14 protein-coding genes are annotated in these 15870 nt (G+C 71.4%); 12 read left to right on the top strand and 2 right to left on the bottom strand.

Annotated features, from left to right (window positions below):
* The first annotated feature begins 28 nt into the window (after positions 1-28).
* The 10 genes from BG482_RS07035 to BG482_RS07080 all read left to right on the top strand — a co-directional run bounded on the left by BG482_RS07035 (position 29) and on the right by BG482_RS07080 (position 10700).
* Entirely contained in the window at positions 29-1156 is a 1128-nt protein-coding gene (locus BG482_RS07035; RefSeq protein WP_069767996.1) for a sugar ABC transporter substrate-binding protein, read from the top strand.
* A 34-nt stretch (positions 1157-1190) separates the two neighbouring features.
* On the top strand, positions 1191-1970 hold the full coding sequence (locus tag BG482_RS07040) for an ATP-binding cassette domain-containing protein (protein ID WP_176741320.1): 780 nt from the start codon (positions 1191-1193) through the stop codon (positions 1968-1970).
* A 164-nt stretch (positions 1971-2134) separates the two neighbouring features.
* Positions 2135-3292 (top strand): sugar ABC transporter permease, encoded by a 1158-nt coding sequence (locus tag BG482_RS07045; protein WP_069767997.1) that lies wholly within the window; start codon positions 2135-2137, stop codon positions 3290-3292.
* A gap of 232 nt (positions 3293-3524) precedes the next feature.
* On the top strand, positions 3525-4748 hold the full coding sequence (locus BG482_RS07050) for a PP2C family protein-serine/threonine phosphatase (RefSeq protein WP_079141642.1): 1224 nt from the start codon (positions 3525-3527) through the stop codon (positions 4746-4748).
* Positions 4749-4860: 112 nt separating this feature from the next.
* Complete coding sequence (locus tag BG482_RS07055) at positions 4861-6381, top strand: CHASE3 domain-containing protein (RefSeq protein WP_069768054.1); 1521 nt, start codon at positions 4861-4863, stop codon at positions 6379-6381.
* Between the two features lies 1 nt (position 6382).
* The gene (locus tag BG482_RS07060; protein ID WP_069767998.1) at positions 6383-6832 is read left to right on the top strand and encodes a response regulator; all 450 of its coding nucleotides are present in this window, start codon (positions 6383-6385) and stop codon (positions 6830-6832) included.
* Positions 6833-7181: 349 nt separating this feature from the next.
* The gene (locus BG482_RS07065; RefSeq protein WP_069767999.1) at positions 7182-8411 is read left to right on the top strand and encodes a PP2C family protein-serine/threonine phosphatase; all 1230 of its coding nucleotides are present in this window, start codon (positions 7182-7184) and stop codon (positions 8409-8411) included.
* Between the two features lie 262 nt (positions 8412-8673).
* A complete protein-coding gene (locus BG482_RS07070) occupies positions 8674-9105 on the top strand; it encodes a hypothetical protein (protein WP_069768000.1) in 432 nt (143 codons plus the stop codon).
* 215 nt (positions 9106-9320) lie between these two features.
* Complete coding sequence (locus BG482_RS07075; protein ID WP_069768055.1) at positions 9321-10064, top strand: hypothetical protein; 744 nt, start codon at positions 9321-9323, stop codon at positions 10062-10064.
* Between the two features lie 228 nt (positions 10065-10292).
* The gene (locus tag BG482_RS07080) at positions 10293-10700 is read left to right on the top strand and encodes a DUF3224 domain-containing protein (RefSeq protein ID WP_069768056.1); all 408 of its coding nucleotides are present in this window, start codon (positions 10293-10295) and stop codon (positions 10698-10700) included.
* Positions 10701-10773: 73 nt separating this feature from the next.
* Here BG482_RS07080 and BG482_RS07085 read toward each other — a convergent pair whose 3' ends face one another.
* Positions 10774-11280 carry a GNAT family N-acetyltransferase gene (locus BG482_RS07085; protein WP_069768057.1) on the bottom strand — a complete coding sequence of 169 codons (507 nt, stop codon included), beginning with the start codon at positions 11278-11280 and terminating at the stop codon, positions 10774-10776.
* Between the two features lie 76 nt (positions 11281-11356).
* Positions 11357-11704: a VOC family protein gene (locus BG482_RS07090; RefSeq protein WP_069768001.1), complete on the bottom strand. Its 348-nt coding sequence runs from the start codon at positions 11702-11704 to the stop codon at positions 11357-11359.
* 176 nt (positions 11705-11880) lie between these two features.
* On the opposite strand from BG482_RS07090, the gene BG482_RS07095 reads away from it, so the two are divergent.
* Together BG482_RS07095 and scpA are read left to right on the top strand one after the other, a co-directional pair.
* Positions 11881-13692, top strand: a complete 1812-nt coding sequence (locus BG482_RS07095; RefSeq protein WP_069768002.1) for a methylmalonyl-CoA mutase family protein — start codon at positions 11881-11883, stop codon at positions 13690-13692.
* Complete coding sequence (gene scpA / locus BG482_RS07100; RefSeq protein ID WP_069768003.1) at positions 13692-15866, top strand: methylmalonyl-CoA mutase; 2175 nt, start codon at positions 13692-13694, stop codon at positions 15864-15866. Before BG482_RS07095 ends, scpA begins: the two co-directional genes overlap by 1 nt.
* Positions 15867-15870 lie beyond the last annotated feature (4 nt).

Genomic DNA, 15870 nt, shown 5'->3' on the forward strand with positions numbered 1-15870 from the left:
GAACCGGACAATCCCTAAGGAACCGAAGATGGGTCTCGGTGTCGGCCTTCCGGCCGTGAAGGGCAGGTCCCGCGCCCGTGCGTCCACGGCCGTCGCGATCGCCGCCGCCCTGACCCTGGCCGGCGCCTGCACCGCAGGCGGGGGTGGCGGAGGTGGCGGGAGCGGGGGTGGCGACAGCCCCACCGTCGGCCTGCTGCTCCCCGGCGGCGGCGCCTCCCGCTTCGGCCAGTTCGACAAGCCCCTCATCGAGAAGAAGCTCCGGGAACTGTGCCCGAGCTGCCCGAGGGCCTTCGCCGCCACCCCCGACCCGGCGATGCAGCGACAGCAGCTCGAATCCATGATCACCAGGGGGGTGGACGTCCTCATCATCGCCGCCGTCGACCCCCAGCTGCTCCGCCCTTCGGTGGAGGCCGCCCACCGGGCCGGCATCCCGGTCGTGGCCTACGACCGGCTCGCGCAGGGCCCGATCTCCGGCTACGTCACCTTCGACGGCGCGGAGGTCGGCAAACTGCAGGGAACCGCCCTGCTCAAGGCCATGGGTGCGAAGGTCCACGGCGGCCAGATCGTCATGATGAACGGCGCCACGTCCGACCCCAACGCCGGCTGGTTCAAGCGGGGGGCGCTCTCCGTCCTCTCGGGCAAGGTGAGGATCGGCAAGTCCTACGACACCGTCGGATGGCGGCCGGAGAACGCCTTCGTCGACATGCGGGCCGCCATCGCCGCCCTGGGCGCGGACCACATCGACGGGGTCCTGGCCGCCAACGACAGTCTCGCCGGCGCCGTGATCTCCGCGCTCAAGGCCACCGAGGTCAGACCGCTGCCCCCGGTCACCGGACAGGACGCCGACCTCGCCGCCGTGCGCCGCATCGTCGAGGGCGACCAGTACATGACCGTCTACAAGCCCTACAAGCCGGCGGCCGACGCCGCCGTGGAGATGGCCGTCGCCCTGGGGCGCGGCAAGTCGGTGACGTCCATCGCCACCGGGACCGTCGACAACGCCGCCACCAAGGACATCCCCGCCGTCCTGCTACCGGCGGTCCCGGTGACGGTCGGTGACATCAAGGACACTCTGGTGAAGGACGGTATGTATACCATCGCTCAGATCTGCCCCCCGAACCTACGGTCCGCCTGCGCCAAGGCCGGACTCACTCCGTGAGCGGGATGCCCGGACGCGGGAAGGAGGTGGCCCGGTGGCGGTTCAGCCCCTGCTGACGCTGCGCGGCGTGTCCAAGCGGTTCGCCGCCGTCCAGGCACTGATGGACATCGAACTGGAGATCGGCGGTGGCGAGGTGGTCGCCCTGATGGGTGACAACGCCGCGGGGAAGTCCACCCTGGTCAAGGTGATCTCGGGGGTCGGACCCGCCGACCGCGGCGTCATCGAATGGCAGGGCAGCGCCATCCAGATCAGACGCCCCCAGGACGCCCACGTCCTGGGCATCGCGACCGTCTACCAGGACCTCGCGATGTGCGACAACCTCGACGTCGTCGGCAACCTCTTCCTCGGCCGGGAGATCCACCGGCTCGGCGTCCTGGACGAGGTGGAGATGGAGCGCCGCACCCGCGAGCTGCTGCACACCCTGTCCATCCGGATCCCCGACGTGCGGGTGCCGGTCGCCTCCCTGTCCGGCGGCCAGCGCCAGGTCGTCGCGATCACCCGTTCGCTGCTCGGCGAGCCCAGGCTGCTCCTGCTCGACGAGCCCACCGCGTCCCTGGGCGTCGAGCAGACCGGCCAGCTCCTCGACCTCATCGAGGAGCTGCGCGACCGGGGCCTCGGAGTCCTCCTCATCAGCCACAACATGGGCGACATCAAGGCCGTCGCCGACCGGGTCGCCGTGCTGCGCCTGGGACGCAACAACGGCCTCTTCGACGTGAACACGACCTCCCAGGAACAGATCATCTCCTCCATCACCGGCGCGGCGGACAACTCCGTCGCCCAGCGCACCACCCACCCGGAAGAGACCTGGCCGTGAGGGGCGGAGGGTGGGGGCGGCGGCCACGGACGCGCGCCGCCGACACGCCGCCCACGGACGCCTCACGGTCCCACGCCTCACGACCCGACGCCTCACGACCCGACGGCTCACGGTCCGACGGCCGCCGGCGACGCGCGGAGCAGCTCGGCGCTTACGTCCGAACGGTGGGCCGCAGACTGCGCGAGGGCGACCTCGGTCCGGTCCCCGTCCTGCTCGCCCTCGCGGTCACCTGGGCGGTCTTCCAGGCCCTCAACCACAACTTCCTCTCACCGCGCAACCTCTCCGTCCTCAGCGTGGACATCGTCGGGACCGGCATCGTCGCCGTCGGCATCGTCTTCGTGCTGCTGATCGCCGAGATCGACCTGTCGGTGGGCTCGCTCGCCGGTCTGGCCGGCGCGGTGTTCGCGTCGCTGAACGTGAACCTCGGGATGCCGGAGTGGCTCGCCGTCATCGTCGCGGTGGCCTGCGGCGCCGCCGCCGGGGCGCTCCACGGGTTCTCGTTCGCCAGGATCGGCGTGCCGGCCTTCGTCGTCACCCTCGCGGGCCTGCTGGCCTGGAACGGCGTGATGCTCTACCTGCTGGGGACCGAGACCTCCATCAACTTCAGCGAGACCGGGCTGGTCGCCACGCTGACCAGCCGCTATTTCGACGCCCCCGTCGCCACCTACGGTCTCGCCGCGCTCGCCACGCTCGCGTACCTCCTCGTCACCAGCCGCGACCGCAGGCGGCGCGCGGCGGCCGGGATGCCGTACGGGCCGGTGAGCCGGATCTGGGTGCGCACCGCGCTCCTGGCGGTGACCACGTTCACCGCCGTCCACGTCCTGGGACGGTTCGAAGGCGTGCCGCTGGCCCTTCTGATCTTCCTCGCGGTCATCGTCGCCTCGGATCTCCTCCTCCGCCGCACGCCCTACGGCCGACGGGTCCTCGCGCTCGGCGGCGGCGCGGAGGCGGCCCGGCGGGCGGGCGTCGACGTGACGCGGGTGCGGATCGCGGTGTTCATGGTGTCGGGAACCCTGGCGGCGGTCGGCGGCCTGTTCGTGGCCTCACGGCTCACCTCGGCGAGCCAGGTCCCGGGCTCGGGAATGCTGCTGATCAACGCCATCGCCGCCGCCGTCATCGGCGGCACGAGCCTGTTCGGCGGACGCGGCTCGCCCTGGTCCGCGCTGCTGGGGGTGCTCATCATCCAGTCGATCGCCTCGGGCATGGCGCTGCTGGGCGTCGAACCCCCGATCCAGTTCATCGTCACCGGCGGGGTGCTGTACGTCGCGGTCGTCCTCGACTCGCTGGCCCGGCGGGCCGCGGTCGCGCGCGGACGTCCCTGACCCGTACGCCGAACCGAGATGCCGGGTCCCCCGGGCACACTTTTGGTTCCTCTCGAACTACCCTGAGGAACAGGGCCAGTTGCCCGCCCCTCCGGTGGCGTCCAGCGGTAGGGCTCGGCGGCCTTCGTGCGCCCGCAGCGGGCCTCCCCACCCGTACGGGTATCCTCTCGACTGTTGTCATTCGACAATAACGTTGGGAAATGCGGCGCGTACGGGTGGGAAGGTCGGGACCATGATGTCGTCGCACGCCGGGGACGCGGAGCTGCCGTCGGGTGCGCGGTGGGACGGCATCGCCGAGTGGGAGTGGTGGGAGCCGTCCGTCCTCCTGGTCGAGGACGACCCGGGCGACGCCTTGCTGGTGGAGGAGCTCGTCGCCGACAGCACGCTGAAGATGCGTCTGCGGTGGGTGCGCTCGATGGCGGAGGCCGCCGAGGTGTTCGCGACCGAGATACCCGACTGCGTGCTGCTCGACCTGCACCTGCCCGACGCCCAGGGCCTGGAGGCGGTGTCCCGCGTCAAGGCGCACGCCGACCAGGTGGCGATCGTGGTGCTCACCGGACTGGCCGAGGAGCTGACCGGGCTGGCGGCGGTCGCCGGCGGCGCGCAGGACTACCTGGTCAAGGGGCGGGTCGAGCCCGAGCTGTTCGGGCGGGCCGTGCGCTATGCGATCCAGCGCAAGCAGGGCGAGCAGGCCGCCGTGGCACTGCAGGCCAGTCAGATGCAGGCGCAGGAGAACGCCCGCCTGGAGCGCGGGCTGCTGCCCCGCCCCTTACTGCGCGGCGACGACGTCGAGGTCGTGGCCCGTTATCTTCCCGGGCGGGCGCAGGCACTGCTCGGCGGCGACTTCTACGACATCGTGCAGAGTCCCGACGGCACGATGCACGCGCTCGTCGGGGATGTCTCCGGGCACGGTCCGGACGAGGCCGCCCTGGGCGTCGCCCTGCGGATCGCCTGGCGCACCCTGGTGTTCTGCGGCGTCACCGGCGCCGAGCAGGTGGAACGGCTGGAGGAGATCCTGCTGGCGGAGCGCGCCCGCAGCGATGTCTTCGCGACGCTCGTCAGCCTCACCGCCGTGCCGGGAGAGGAACGCGCCCGGCTCGTGCGGGCCGGCCACCACGGCCTGCTGCTGCGCACCGGCCGCGGGATCGAGTGGGCGGAACCGCCCGGCGGTCCGGCCCTGGGCGTCGTACCCGGCGGAGCGCGCTGGCCGGTGTCGGAGCTGGAGGTGCCCGCGGGGGCGGGTGTGGTGCTCTTCACCGACGGCCTGTTCGAGGGGCACATCGGACGCGGCGCCGATCGACTCGGTGAGGCCGGACTGCTGGCCCTGGCCCGGGAGGGAGCCGGTCTGGCGCCCGAACCGTTCGTCGACCGGCTGATCGAGCAGGTCGGATCCCTGGCCGAGTCGCAGGGCGGCCTGGCCGACGACGTGGCCCTGGTCCACCTGAACTGGAACTGAACGAGTGGGGCGAGCGGTGTCGGAACGAAGGACGACGGACGTGACGGCCGCCAGGACCTGGACGGGGCGCCGGCTCACGGTGCAGAGGTGGTTCTACCTGGTCCTGGCGCTGATGATGCTGGTGGTGGCGGTCGGCACCGTGGTGGGTGCGAACATGCTGGACCGCACGGCACAGGTGAGCGACCAGCTCCTCCAGCGGATCCAGCCGGCGCAGACCGAGGCATACCGCCTCCAGGCGGCCCTGGTGAACCAGGAGACCGGGGTCCGGGGGTACGCGAGCGCTGCCGACCGGCAGTTCCTGGAGCCGTACACCAGGGGCAAGCGGGACGAGACGGGGGCGGCCGCCCGCCTGCGCGCCCTCGTCGGCGACCGCCCCGCGCTCCTCGCCGACCTGGAGGCGGTCGAGCAGAGCGCAGCGGACTGGCGGAGCGACTACGCCGAACCGCTCGCCGCCTCGGTCGTCCCGGGCCGGCCCCAGCCCGTCGACCAGCGCACCGCCGACCGCGGCAAGGAGTCCTTCGACCACCTCCGCGCCCTGTGGACGAACCAGAACGCGGACCTGGCCAGAGCCGTCCACGACGGCCGGGCCGAGCTGTCGCACGAGCGCAAGCTGCGCAACGCGGTCCTGATCGGCATGGTGGTCGTCTTCCTGCTCACGGGGCTCGCCCTCGCGGTCCTCGTCCGTATGCTCGTGACCCGCCCGCTGGAAGCGCTGCGCCGGGCGTCCCGGCAGGTGGCCGAAGGCGACTTCGACCATGTCATCCACGCGGACGGTCCGGTGGACCTGGCCGCGGTGGCGGCGGACGTCGAGGGCATGCGCCAGCAGATCGTCGCCGAACTCGAAGCCTCCCGCCGCCAGCGGGACGCCCTGACCCGGCAGGCCGCCGACCTGGACGACCAGGCCGTCGAACTGCGGCGCTCCAACGCGGAGTTGGAGCAGTTCGCCTATGTCGCCTCGCACGACCTGCAGGAGCCGCTGCGCAAGGTCGCCTCGTTCTGCCAGCTCCTGGAGAAGCGGTACGGCGACAAGCTCGACGAACGGGGTCTGCAGTACATCGACTTCGCCGTCGACGGCGCCAAGCGCATGCAGATCCTCATCAACGACCTGCTCACCTTCTCCCGGGTCGGGCGCGTCAACGACGCCCAGTTGCCCGTCTCCCTCGACCATGCACTCGACAAGGCGCTGACCAACCTCACGGCCGCGGTCGAGGAGTCAGGAGCCCGCGTCGACCGGCCGGAACACCTGCCCGAGGTCGTCGGCGACCCGACGCTGCTCACCATGCTGTGGCAGAACCTGGCCGGCAACGCACTCAAGTTCCGCCACCCCGACCGCGCCCCGCACGTACGCGTCACCTGCGAGCCCGACCCCGAAACCCCGGACGCCTGGCGGCTGTCCGTCAGCGACAACGGCATCGGCATCCCGCCGCAGTTCGCGGAGAAGGTCTTCGTCATCTTCCAGCGGCTGCACGGCCGGGACGCCTACGGGGGCACCGGCATCGGCCTGGCCCTGTGCAAGAAGATCGTCGAGTACCACGGCGGCAGGATCTGGCTCGACACCGACCACACCGAGGGCACCCGCCTCTGCTTCACCCTCCCGTCCGCCGCCGGCGCGCACACCGAGAAGAAGGCCTGACATGACTCTCCCCTCCGCCACCCCCGTCGACGTCCTCCTCGTCGAGGACGACCCCGGCGACGAGCTGATGACGCGCGAGGCCTTCGAGGACAACAAGATCGGCAACACCCTGCACGTCGTGCGGGACGGCGAAGAGGCGCTCGACTTCCTCTACCGGCGCGCCGGGCACACGAACGCGCCTCGGCCCGACCTCATCCTCCTCGACCTCAACCTGCCCAAGTACGACGGCCGCCAGGTCCTGGAGACGATCAAGTCGGACCCGGACCTCTCGCACATCCCCGTGGTCGTCCTCACCACCTCGGCGGCCGAGGAGGACATCCTGCGCAGCTACCGGCTGCACGCCAACGCCTATGTCACCAAGCCCGTCGACCTCGACCAGTTCATCGCCGCGGTCCGCCAGATCGACGACTTCTTCGTCCAGGTCGTACGCCTGCCTCGCAGCGGCGCCTGAACCCGCGTTCCGGGGGCGAACACCTCGCCGCCCGGTTTCCCGGGATCCGGGGGAAATCGGAGAATTCAGGTAATTCGGGAAATTCGAGGAATTCGGGGAGCTTTCAGAACTCAGGGAATCCGGGGAGCTCGGGAATTCACGGCATTCCGGAACCGTGACGCGCGAGCGCGCGTGTTTCCGCCGGAAGCGCTCACGCCGCGACACCCGGGCACCTCGTGGACAGCCTCGGCCACCGGCTCGGCCGGGGAGTCCGGGGCATGCCGGGACGCGGTAACCAGGTACGGAGGCGTCGTCCCTTCTATGGTGGAAACGCACAGTGTCGCTCGGTACCCAGGCAGGCGGGCAGGACATGACGGAACCGCAGATCGACTATGCGGCGGTCTTCCGGGCCCTGCCCGGCATGGTGGCGCTGCTCACCCCGGATCTGGTGTACGCCGACGCCAACGACGACTTCCTCCGGCTGGCCGGGCGCACCCGTGAGCAGCTGCTGGGCCGCTACATCTTCGATGTGTTCCCCGAGAACCCGAACGACCCGGCCGCGGCCGGCATGCGGGAGACCCGGGACTCGATGCTGCGCGTGGTCGACACCGGCGAGCGCGACACGATGGCGCTGCTGCGCTACGACATCGAGGACCCCCAGCGGCCCGGCGTCTGGCAGGAGCACTACTGGAGTCCGGTGAACGCACCCGTGCACGGCTCGGACGGGCGGGTGGCTCTGGTGGTGCACCGGGTGGAGGAGGTCACCGAGCTCATCCACGCCCGCGGGGGTAAGGGTGGCGGCCCCCGGGGCCGTGTGCTGGAGGCCGAGCTGTACACCCGGGCCCGGGAACTGCAGGAGGTCAACGAACGCCTCCGCAGGGCGCACGCCCGCGAGCGCGAGGTCGCCCTGGCCCTGCAGGCGGCCATGCTGCCGGCGCCCGGTCCGACCGGGCCGCACGAGGCGGCCGTGCGCTACCGGCCCGCCGTCGGCGCGCTCAACGTGTGCGGTGACTGGTACGACCTGGTCGACCTGCCCGACGACAATCTGGCGGTCGCCGTCGGCGATGTCGTGGGCCACGGCCTCGCGGCCGCCTGCGCCATGGGTCAGCTGCGCAGCGCTCTGAGCGCCGCCTGCCGGGTCGCCGACGGCCCGGCCCAGGCTCTGGAAGCCCTCGGCCTGTACGCGCGCTTCGTCGAGGGCGCCGAGGCGACGACCGTCGTGACGACGTTCATCGACCGAAAGAGCCACACCATCACCTACAGCTGCGCCGGTCATCCGCCGCCCGCCCTGGTGCATCCCGACGGCGCCGTCACCTTCCTGGACCAGGCGACCGATCCCCCGCTCGCCGCCCGCCCCGAACACCTCCCCCGCCCGCAGGCCCACCTCACCTTCACCGAGGGCAGCAGACTCGTCCTGTACACCGACGGGCTCATCGAACGGCGTGGCGAGGACATCGACACCGGTCTGGCCCGCCTCTCCGACTCCCTGACCCGCCACCGGCACCGCGCTCCGGAGGCCCTGGCGGACGCGCTCCTGACCGATCTGCTGCCCTCCACCGGCACCACGGACGACACCGCCCTGATCGTCCTGCGGCTCTGACCGGCTCCGGAATCCGCCCGGCGGTATTCGGGCGGGCCGATGGGGAAATATCGAACGCATTATTCTCCGGGCCGAAAATCGGCATCGGGTGCGGAAGGGTCTCGGTTTCGCTTTCGACGAGCGGCGAGCGGCGAGCGGCGAGCGGCGAGACGGTTGGCGTACACGCATCCGTACACGCATGCGGACATGGGTTCGGACATGCCTGCGGACAGTGCGGGCAGGAGACGTTCGTCCCGCCCCCGACGTCTGAGGACCGCAGGTCATGACCACTGAACACGATCCCCTTCACCAGCCGGCCGCACCGGTCGTGACCGAACCGGCGCCCGACGTCCAACTCCAGATGCTGGTCCGGCTGATCGGGCAGGACCCGGAGGCCGCACTGCCCATCACACTCACCGTCGGGGGCGGTTTCCTCTCCGGAGACCTGATCTCGCACGAGGCCTGGACGGCGGAGTGGGCGCGCAGCCTGCGCAGCTTCGACGGGCCCGGCGCACAACTCCTGAAGCACTTCCCGGAAGAGGTGGACCAGGCCGTCGCCGACAGGCAGGGACGCACCGGCCCGCAACGGCTGCCCCAGTGGATCCATCTGCGCGATGCCACCGGCGCCGTCGGCACGGGCAGGCCCGTCGTCATGCCCCTGTGGCGCGGCCGGCTCGCGGACGTAGCGGGCTGGTCGCTGGGCAAGCCCGCCTGACGGGTGCGGCAGCCTTCGAACAGAGCGTCTGCCTGGACACTCGAGGAACCATTTACTCCAGTTGTCCGTACTATCTCTCCAGCAGTGCCGTATTCGGGGAACTGTCGCCGCATGAACGGTGGGCATCGGTCCGCCGGGGGCGACATCCCGCCGGGGCGGCAACTGGGGCAGGCCCGCCGTCTGCTGCCTCCCGTCGAGGAAAGGTCGTGTGTTTCATGTCCGAGAACGCCTCCGCCAACGAACTCACCTCTCAGTACACCGCTCAGGTGACCGCCGACCTCGAACGCAACACCAAGGAACAGGAACGCCTCAGCGCCGAAATCACCGCTCTGCAGCAGCAGTTGACGGCGCTGGAACGGGACCACGGCGTGCTGGTCAGCATCCAGCAGGCCATCGACTCGGCGCCGACGCCGCTGAGGACGGCCGAGCCCGTCGAAGCGGCCGAGCCCGCCGGGAGCGTCACGGTCCCCGCCCCCCGCAAGAAGTCCGCCGCCGCGTCGGGCACCCGTAAGCGTGCCCAGTCGAAGAAGGCCGCCTCGCAGCCCGCCCGTTCGGCGGAGAAGCCGGCCGCCCGCAAGCGCGCCGTCTCGAAGAAGGCAACTCCGGAGAAGGCCGTCCCGAAGAAGGACACCGCGAAAAAGGACACCGCGAAAAAGGACACCGCGCCCGGGGAAGCGACGAAGACGGCGCAGCCGACCCTGGTCGACCTGGTCCGCGGCCATCTCGCCCAGCAGAGCGAGCCCCGTTCGGCCGCCGAGATCGCCACGGCCCTGGGCGAGACGCACCCGGAGCGCACCGTCAAGGTCACCGTGGTCCGCACCACCCTGGAGGGTCTCGTCGCCAAAGCGCAGGCGCAGCGCACCAAGCAGGGGTCGTCCGTGTTCTACACCGCGGCCGACGCATCGGAGGCGGCGGCGCCCGCGCAGGCCGAGAAGGAGCCCGCCACAGCCGACGCATGACGTCCGCCCGGTGACGTCACTGCACGGAGCGGTACTGCAGGCGGGTGGCGAGGGGCCCGGTGACCACTCTGCCGGGTTCGAGCCGTCGCCGTACGCCGCCGGACCCCCGGCAGGCCTCGGTCCGTCACCGCGCGGCGCCGGCGCCACATGCAGCTGCAGCTCGTCGACGAGCCCTTCCCCGAAGGGCCGCTCGGCGTCGATGTCAGTGGTGCGCCCTACGATCCGGGCATGCGCGCTTCAGGAACGTTCACAGTCGCCGACTTCACGCCCGCCGCGGTGCCGAGCCCCCCGATCGAGACCGCGGCGCCGGTCGGGGTGGCCACCATGACCAAGTCGTATGAAGGCGAGGTCGCCGGCCGTTCGGCCACCTTGTTCACCGCCGCCTACGACCAGGCCACCGCCACGGGGACCTATGTCGCCATGGAGTCCTTCGAAGGAACCCTCCAGGGCCGGGCGGGCTCCTTCAACTTCGCGCACGCCGCGTCCACCGTGGGTGAGAGCCGGGAGAGCGAGTACTTCGTCGTCGTCCCGGGCAGCGGAACGGGCGAACTGACCGGGATCACGGGCGTCGGGGGCATCGCCGTCGACCCGGACGGCACGCACCGGATCTGGTTCGACTACCGGCTCGGTCACTGACCCGCCGCGTCGGTTCGGGCCCGGGGGGCCTTCGGTCGGCCCGACCGACCGCGGGCTCACCCCTGGCGCGGGCTCACCCCTGGCGCGGCGGTACCAGATCGCGTCGGTACCAGGTGCCCGGCTTACCTCCCACATCGGCCGGATCGGCCGGCCCGGTCGGGACGAACCCGGCCTTGACCAGCACCTTCCGGGACGCCGCGTTCTCGTCCGCCGCGGCGGCCCGCAGTGTGCGCAGGCCGTGCCGCGCCGGCGCCAGCCGGCACAGCTCCTCCACCGCCGCCGTCGCCACGCCCCGGCCGGCAGCATGCCGCGCGACCCGGTACCCGAGTGCGGCGTCGCCGTCCTCGAGGTCGTACAGGTTGAAGCGGCCCAGAACCGAGCCGTCCTCGGCCACCAGCACGTAGAAGGCGCAGATGCCGGCCGCTTGTTCGGCCAGCAGAGCGTGGTGGCGGTCGGCGTACCGGTCGAAGAACTCGTCGCCGCGATCACTGACCGAGGCGGCGAAGTAGGCGCGGTTGGCCAGCTCGAAGGCAAGGACGGCAGGGGCATGGTCGGCATGCAGCAGCGTCAGCTCGGGCACCCCTCCACGGTACCCGGCCGTCGCGCGTGGGCCGTCAGGGTCCGTGCCGGGGCCGGAGGTCGCGGGCATGACGGTGTCAGCGGTGGCCGAGCACATTGATCACCCGGCCGCCGGGGTCGCGGACGAAGAATCGCCGGACGCCCCACTCCTCGTCCTGCAGGGGATGCACGATCTCCGCGCCGCTGTCCCGCACGAGCGCGTAGGCGGCGTCCACGTCGTCCACCTCCACGCTCAGGTCCGGCGTGACGGGCGCGGTCCGGTCGGCCGTCATGAAGCTGATCTGCGCGGCCGGCGCGGAGGGCGGGGCGAGCGTCATGATCCAGCCGTGATTCATGACCTCCTCGAAACCGAGCAGGCCGTAGAACTCCCGGCTTTCCTGCACTGCGTCCGACCGGAGGACGGGCACGACACGGCGAACGGTCATCGAGGACTCCAAGCGGCAGTTGGTCCGTGGGACTCTCCATGAGTACTACGAGTCCTGCGCCGGGCGCGTCTCCGGGCGGAGACGGCGCGGCGAGGGCCAGCTCACAGTGCCCGGGAGGGAAAGGTCACAGCCATGCCCTCTCCTGTTCCTCTCCGTATCTGGCCTAGCATCCGAGCATGACGGTCCTGCCTGACGACGGGCTTGAGCTGGCCGGCGAGTTCCCTGACGCCACCCACGAGCAGTGGCAGCGCCTCATCGCGGGCGTGCTGCGCAAGTCGGGCAAGGACGTCGGGGACGCTCAAGCCGAGGAAGCCCTGTCCACCGCGCTGGAGGACGGGCTGCGCACCCGTCCCCTCTACACCGCGCACGATCGCGCGCCCGAGCCGGGCTACCCCGGGTTCGCTCCGTATGTGCGGGGCGGCAGGCCGGAGGGGAACACCGCCGGAGGGTGGGACGTACGGCAACGGCACGCGGCGGCCGACGGCGGCGCCGTGCTCGCGGACCTGGAGAACGGCGTCACCTCCCTCTGGCTGGTCGTCGGCGAAGGAGGCGTCCCCGCGACCTCGCTCGAACGGGTCCTCGACGGCGTCCTTCTCGACCTGGCGCCCGTCGTGCTCGACCCGGGTGCCGAAGTGGAGCCTGCCGCACGGGAGTTGCTGCGGCTGTACGCACAGCGCGGCGTCGCCGCGGATGCCGCGCGCGGCAACCTGGGCGCGGATCCGCTCGGCCATGAGGCCCGCACGGGTCGGGCGGTCGACTTCTCCCCGGCGGCCGCCCTCGCGCGGCGGTGCGCCGAGGAGTATCCGGGGCTGCGGGCGCTGACGGTGGACGCGCTGCCCTACCACGAGGCGGGCGGCTCGGCCGCGCAGGAGCTGGGCGCCTCACTGGCGACCGGTGTGGCGTATCTGCGGGAGCTGACCGCGGCCGGACTGAGCGTCGAACAGGCTTGCCGGCAGCTGGAGTTCCGGTATGCGGCGACCGCGGACCAGTTCCTGACGATCGCCAAGCTGCGGGCCGCGCGCCGGCTGTGGTCCCGGGTCGCCGAGGTGTGCGGGGCGCCGGGCGCCGGCGCACAGCTCCAGCACGCCGTGACCTCGTCGGTGATGATGTCGCGCCGCGACCCCTGGGTGAACATGCTGCGCACCACCATCGCCACGCTGGCGGCGGGGGCGGGCGGCGCGGACGCCGTCACCGTGCTGCCCTTCGACGACGCGCTCGGGCTGCCGGACGCGTTCGCGCGGCGCATCGCCCGCAACACCTCCACGATCCTCATCGAGGAGTCCCACCTGGCCCGGGTGATCGACCCGGCCGGCGGCTCCTGGTACGTGGAGCGGCTGACGGACGAACTGGCCCGCGCGGGCTGGGAGTTCTTCCAGGGGATCGAGCGCGACGGCGGCCAGGCCGCCGTGCTGCGGTCGGGCCGTCTGCGGCAGGCCCTGGCCGACACGTGGCAGGTCCGGAGCGGCAAGCTCGCCAAGCGGCGTGAACCCGTCACCGGCGTCAGCGAGTTCCCGTTCCTCGCCGAGAAGCCGGTGGTGCGCGAGAGCAAGCCCGAGCCGCGCTCCGGCGGGCTGCCGAGGGTGCGTCGCGACGAGGCCTACGAGGCGTTGCGGGCGCGCTCCGACGCCCATCTCGCGGCGACCGGCGCCCGGCCGCGGATCTACCTGGCGGCGATGGGCCCGGCCGCCGCGCACACCGCGCGGCTGACGTTCGCCGCCAACCTGTTCCAGGCCGGCGGCGTCGAGCCCGTCACCGAGGGCGCCTTCGAGGACAGCGGCGCCACCGAGGTGTGCCTGTGCTCCAGCGACGCGCTGTACGAGGAGCAGGCCGAGACGGAGGCCGAGCGGCTGCGGGCCGCCGGCGCCACGCATGTGTTCCTCGCCGGGCGTCCGGCGTCGTACTGCGGCGTCGACGCGTATGTGTTCGCGGGCTGTGACGCCGTCGCCGTGCTGTCCGCCACCCTCGACCGCATGGGAGTTGTGTCCTGATGGGTATCCCCGACTTCTCCGGGATCGAGCTGGGGACCCCGGCCGCCGAGGGCGGCGCCGACGAGTGGCGTACGGCCGTGAAGAAGGCGGCGGGCGGGGACGACCTGCTCTGGGAGACCCCGGAGGGCATCCGGGTCAAGCCGCTGTACACGGGGCAGGATCTGGAGGGCCTGGACTTCCTGGGCACCTATCCGGGCGTCGCGCCGTATCTGCGCGGCCCCTATCCGACGATGTACGTCAACCAGCCGTGGACCATCCGCCAGTACGCCGGCTTCTCCACCGCCGAGGAGTCCAACGCCTTCTACCGCCGTAACCTCGCCGCCGGTCAGAAGGGCCTGTCGGTCGCCTTCGACCTGCCGACGCACCGCGGCTACGACAGCGACCACCCGCGGGTGACCGGTGACGTCGGCATGGCGGGCGTGGCGATCGACTCGATCTACGACATGCGGCAGCTCTTCGACGGCATTCCGCTGGACAAGATGACCGTGTCGATGACGATGAACGGCGCCGTGCTGCCGGTGCTGGCGCTCTACATCGTCGCCGCCGAGGAACAGGGCGTGCCGCCCGAGAAGCTGGCCGGGACCATCCAGAACGACATCCTCAAGGAGTTCATGGTCCGCAACACCTACATCTATCCGCCGAAGCCGTCGATGCGGATCATCTCCGACATCTTCGCCTACACCTCGCAGCGGATGCCGCGCTACAACTCCATCTCCATCTCCGGCTACCACATCCAGGAGGCGGGCGCGACGGCCGACCTGGAGCTGGCGTACACCCTCGCCGACGGCGTGGAGTACATCCGCGCGGGCCGTGAAGCGGGCCTGGACGTCGACGCGTTCGCGCCGCGGCTGTCCTTCTTCTGGGCGATCGGCATGAACTTCTTCATGGAGATCGCCAAGCTGCGGGCGGCGCGGCTGCTCTGGGCGAAGCTGGTGAGGCAGTTCGATCCGCAGAACAGCAAGTCGCTGTCGCTGCGAACCCATTCGCAGACCTCCGGCTGGTCGCTGACCGCGCAGGACGTCTTCAACAACGTCACGCGCACCTGCGTCGAGGCGATGGCGGCGACCCAGGGCCACACCCAGTCGCTGCACACCAACGCCCTCGACGAGGCGCTGGCGCTGCCGACCGACTTCTCGGCGCGTATCGCCCGCAACACCCAGCTGCTCATCCAGCAGGAGTCCGGCACCACCCGCACCATCGACCCCTGGGGCGGCAGCGCGTACGTGGAGAAGCTGACGTACGACCTGGCCCGCCGGGCCTGGCAGCACATCCAGGAGGTCGAGCAGGCGGGCGGCATGGCCAAGGCCATCGACGCGGGCATCCCCAAGCTGCGCATCGAGGAGGCCGCCGCGCGCACGCAGGCCCGTATCGACTCCGGCCGTCAGCCGGTGATCGGCGTCAACAAGTACCGCGTGGACAGCGACGAGCAGATCGACGTCCTCAAGGTCGACAACTCCTCTGTGCGCACCCAGCAGATCGAGAAGCTGCGGCGGCTGCGCGAGGAGCGGGACGACGTCGCGTGCCGGGACGCGCTCGACGCACTCACCCGGGCCGCCGGGGGCGAGGGCAACCTGCTGGAGCTGGCCGTGAACGCGGCCCGGGCGAAGGCCACCGTCGGCGAGATCTCGGACGCCCTGGAGAAGGTGTACGGGCGCCACGCGAGCCAGATCCGTACGATCTCCGGCGTGTACCGCAACGAAGCAGGGGAGTCCCCGTCCGTGGACCGCACGCGCGAGCTGGTGTCCGCCTTCGAGGAGGCCGAGGGCCGGCGCCCGCGCATCCTGGTCGCCAAGATGGGGCAGGACGGGCACGACCGCGGCCAGAAGGTGATCGCGACCGCCTTCGCCGACCTCGGCTTCGACGTGGACGTCGGCCCGCTGTTCCAGACGCCGGGCGAGGTGGCCCGTCAGGCCGTCGAGGCCGACGTGCACATCGTCGGCGTGTCCTCGCTGGCCGCGGGACACCTCACCCTCGTGCCGGCGCTGCGCGAGGAGCTGGCCGGGGAAGGACGCGAGGACATCATGATCGTCGTCGGCGGTGTCATCCCGCCGCAGGACGTGCCCACGCTCCTGGAGATGGGCGCGGCGGCCGTCTTCCCGCCGGGCACGGTCATCCCGGACGCGGCCCACGACCTCGTCCGGCGACTGTCCGACGACCTCGGGCACGACCTCTGAAGCC

The sequence above is a fragment of the Streptomyces sp. LUP30 genome (genome assembly GCF_001746365.1).
In the GTDB taxonomy this organism is placed as follows: domain Bacteria; phylum Actinomycetota; class Actinomycetes; order Streptomycetales; family Streptomycetaceae; genus Streptomyces.

Bases quoted from the DNA above. Each gene is read 5' to 3' on its own strand.
- BG482_RS07035 (WP_069767996.1), top strand. From the start codon at position 29: ATGGGTCTCGGTGTCGGCCTTCCGGCCGTGAAGGGCAGGTCCCGCGCC.
- BG482_RS07050 (WP_079141642.1), top strand. From the start codon at position 3,525: ATGATGTCGTCGCACGCCGGGGACGCGGAGCTGCCGTCGGGTGCGCGG.
- BG482_RS07055 (WP_069768054.1), top strand. From the start codon at position 4,861: ATGATGCTGGTGGTGGCGGTCGGCACCGTGGTGGGTGCGAACATGCTG.
- BG482_RS07060 (WP_069767998.1), top strand. From the start codon at position 6,383: ATGACTCTCCCCTCCGCCACCCCCGTCGACGTCCTCCTCGTCGAGGAC.
- BG482_RS07065 (WP_069767999.1), top strand. From the start codon at position 7,182: ATGACGGAACCGCAGATCGACTATGCGGCGGTCTTCCGGGCCCTGCCC.
- BG482_RS07070 (WP_069768000.1), top strand. From the start codon at position 8,674: ATGACCACTGAACACGATCCCCTTCACCAGCCGGCCGCACCGGTCGTG.
- BG482_RS07075 (WP_069768055.1), top strand. From the start codon at position 9,321: ATGTCCGAGAACGCCTCCGCCAACGAACTCACCTCTCAGTACACCGCT.
- BG482_RS07080 (WP_069768056.1), top strand. From the start codon at position 10,293: ATGCGCGCTTCAGGAACGTTCACAGTCGCCGACTTCACGCCCGCCGCG.
- BG482_RS07090 (WP_069768001.1), bottom strand. From the start codon at position 11,704: ATGACCGTTCGCCGTGTCGTGCCCGTCCTCCGGTCGGACGCAGTGCAG.
- BG482_RS07095 (WP_069768002.1), top strand. From the start codon at position 11,881: ATGACGGTCCTGCCTGACGACGGGCTTGAGCTGGCCGGCGAGTTCCCT.
- scpA (WP_069768003.1), top strand. From the start codon at position 13,692: ATGGGTATCCCCGACTTCTCCGGGATCGAGCTGGGGACCCCGGCCGCC.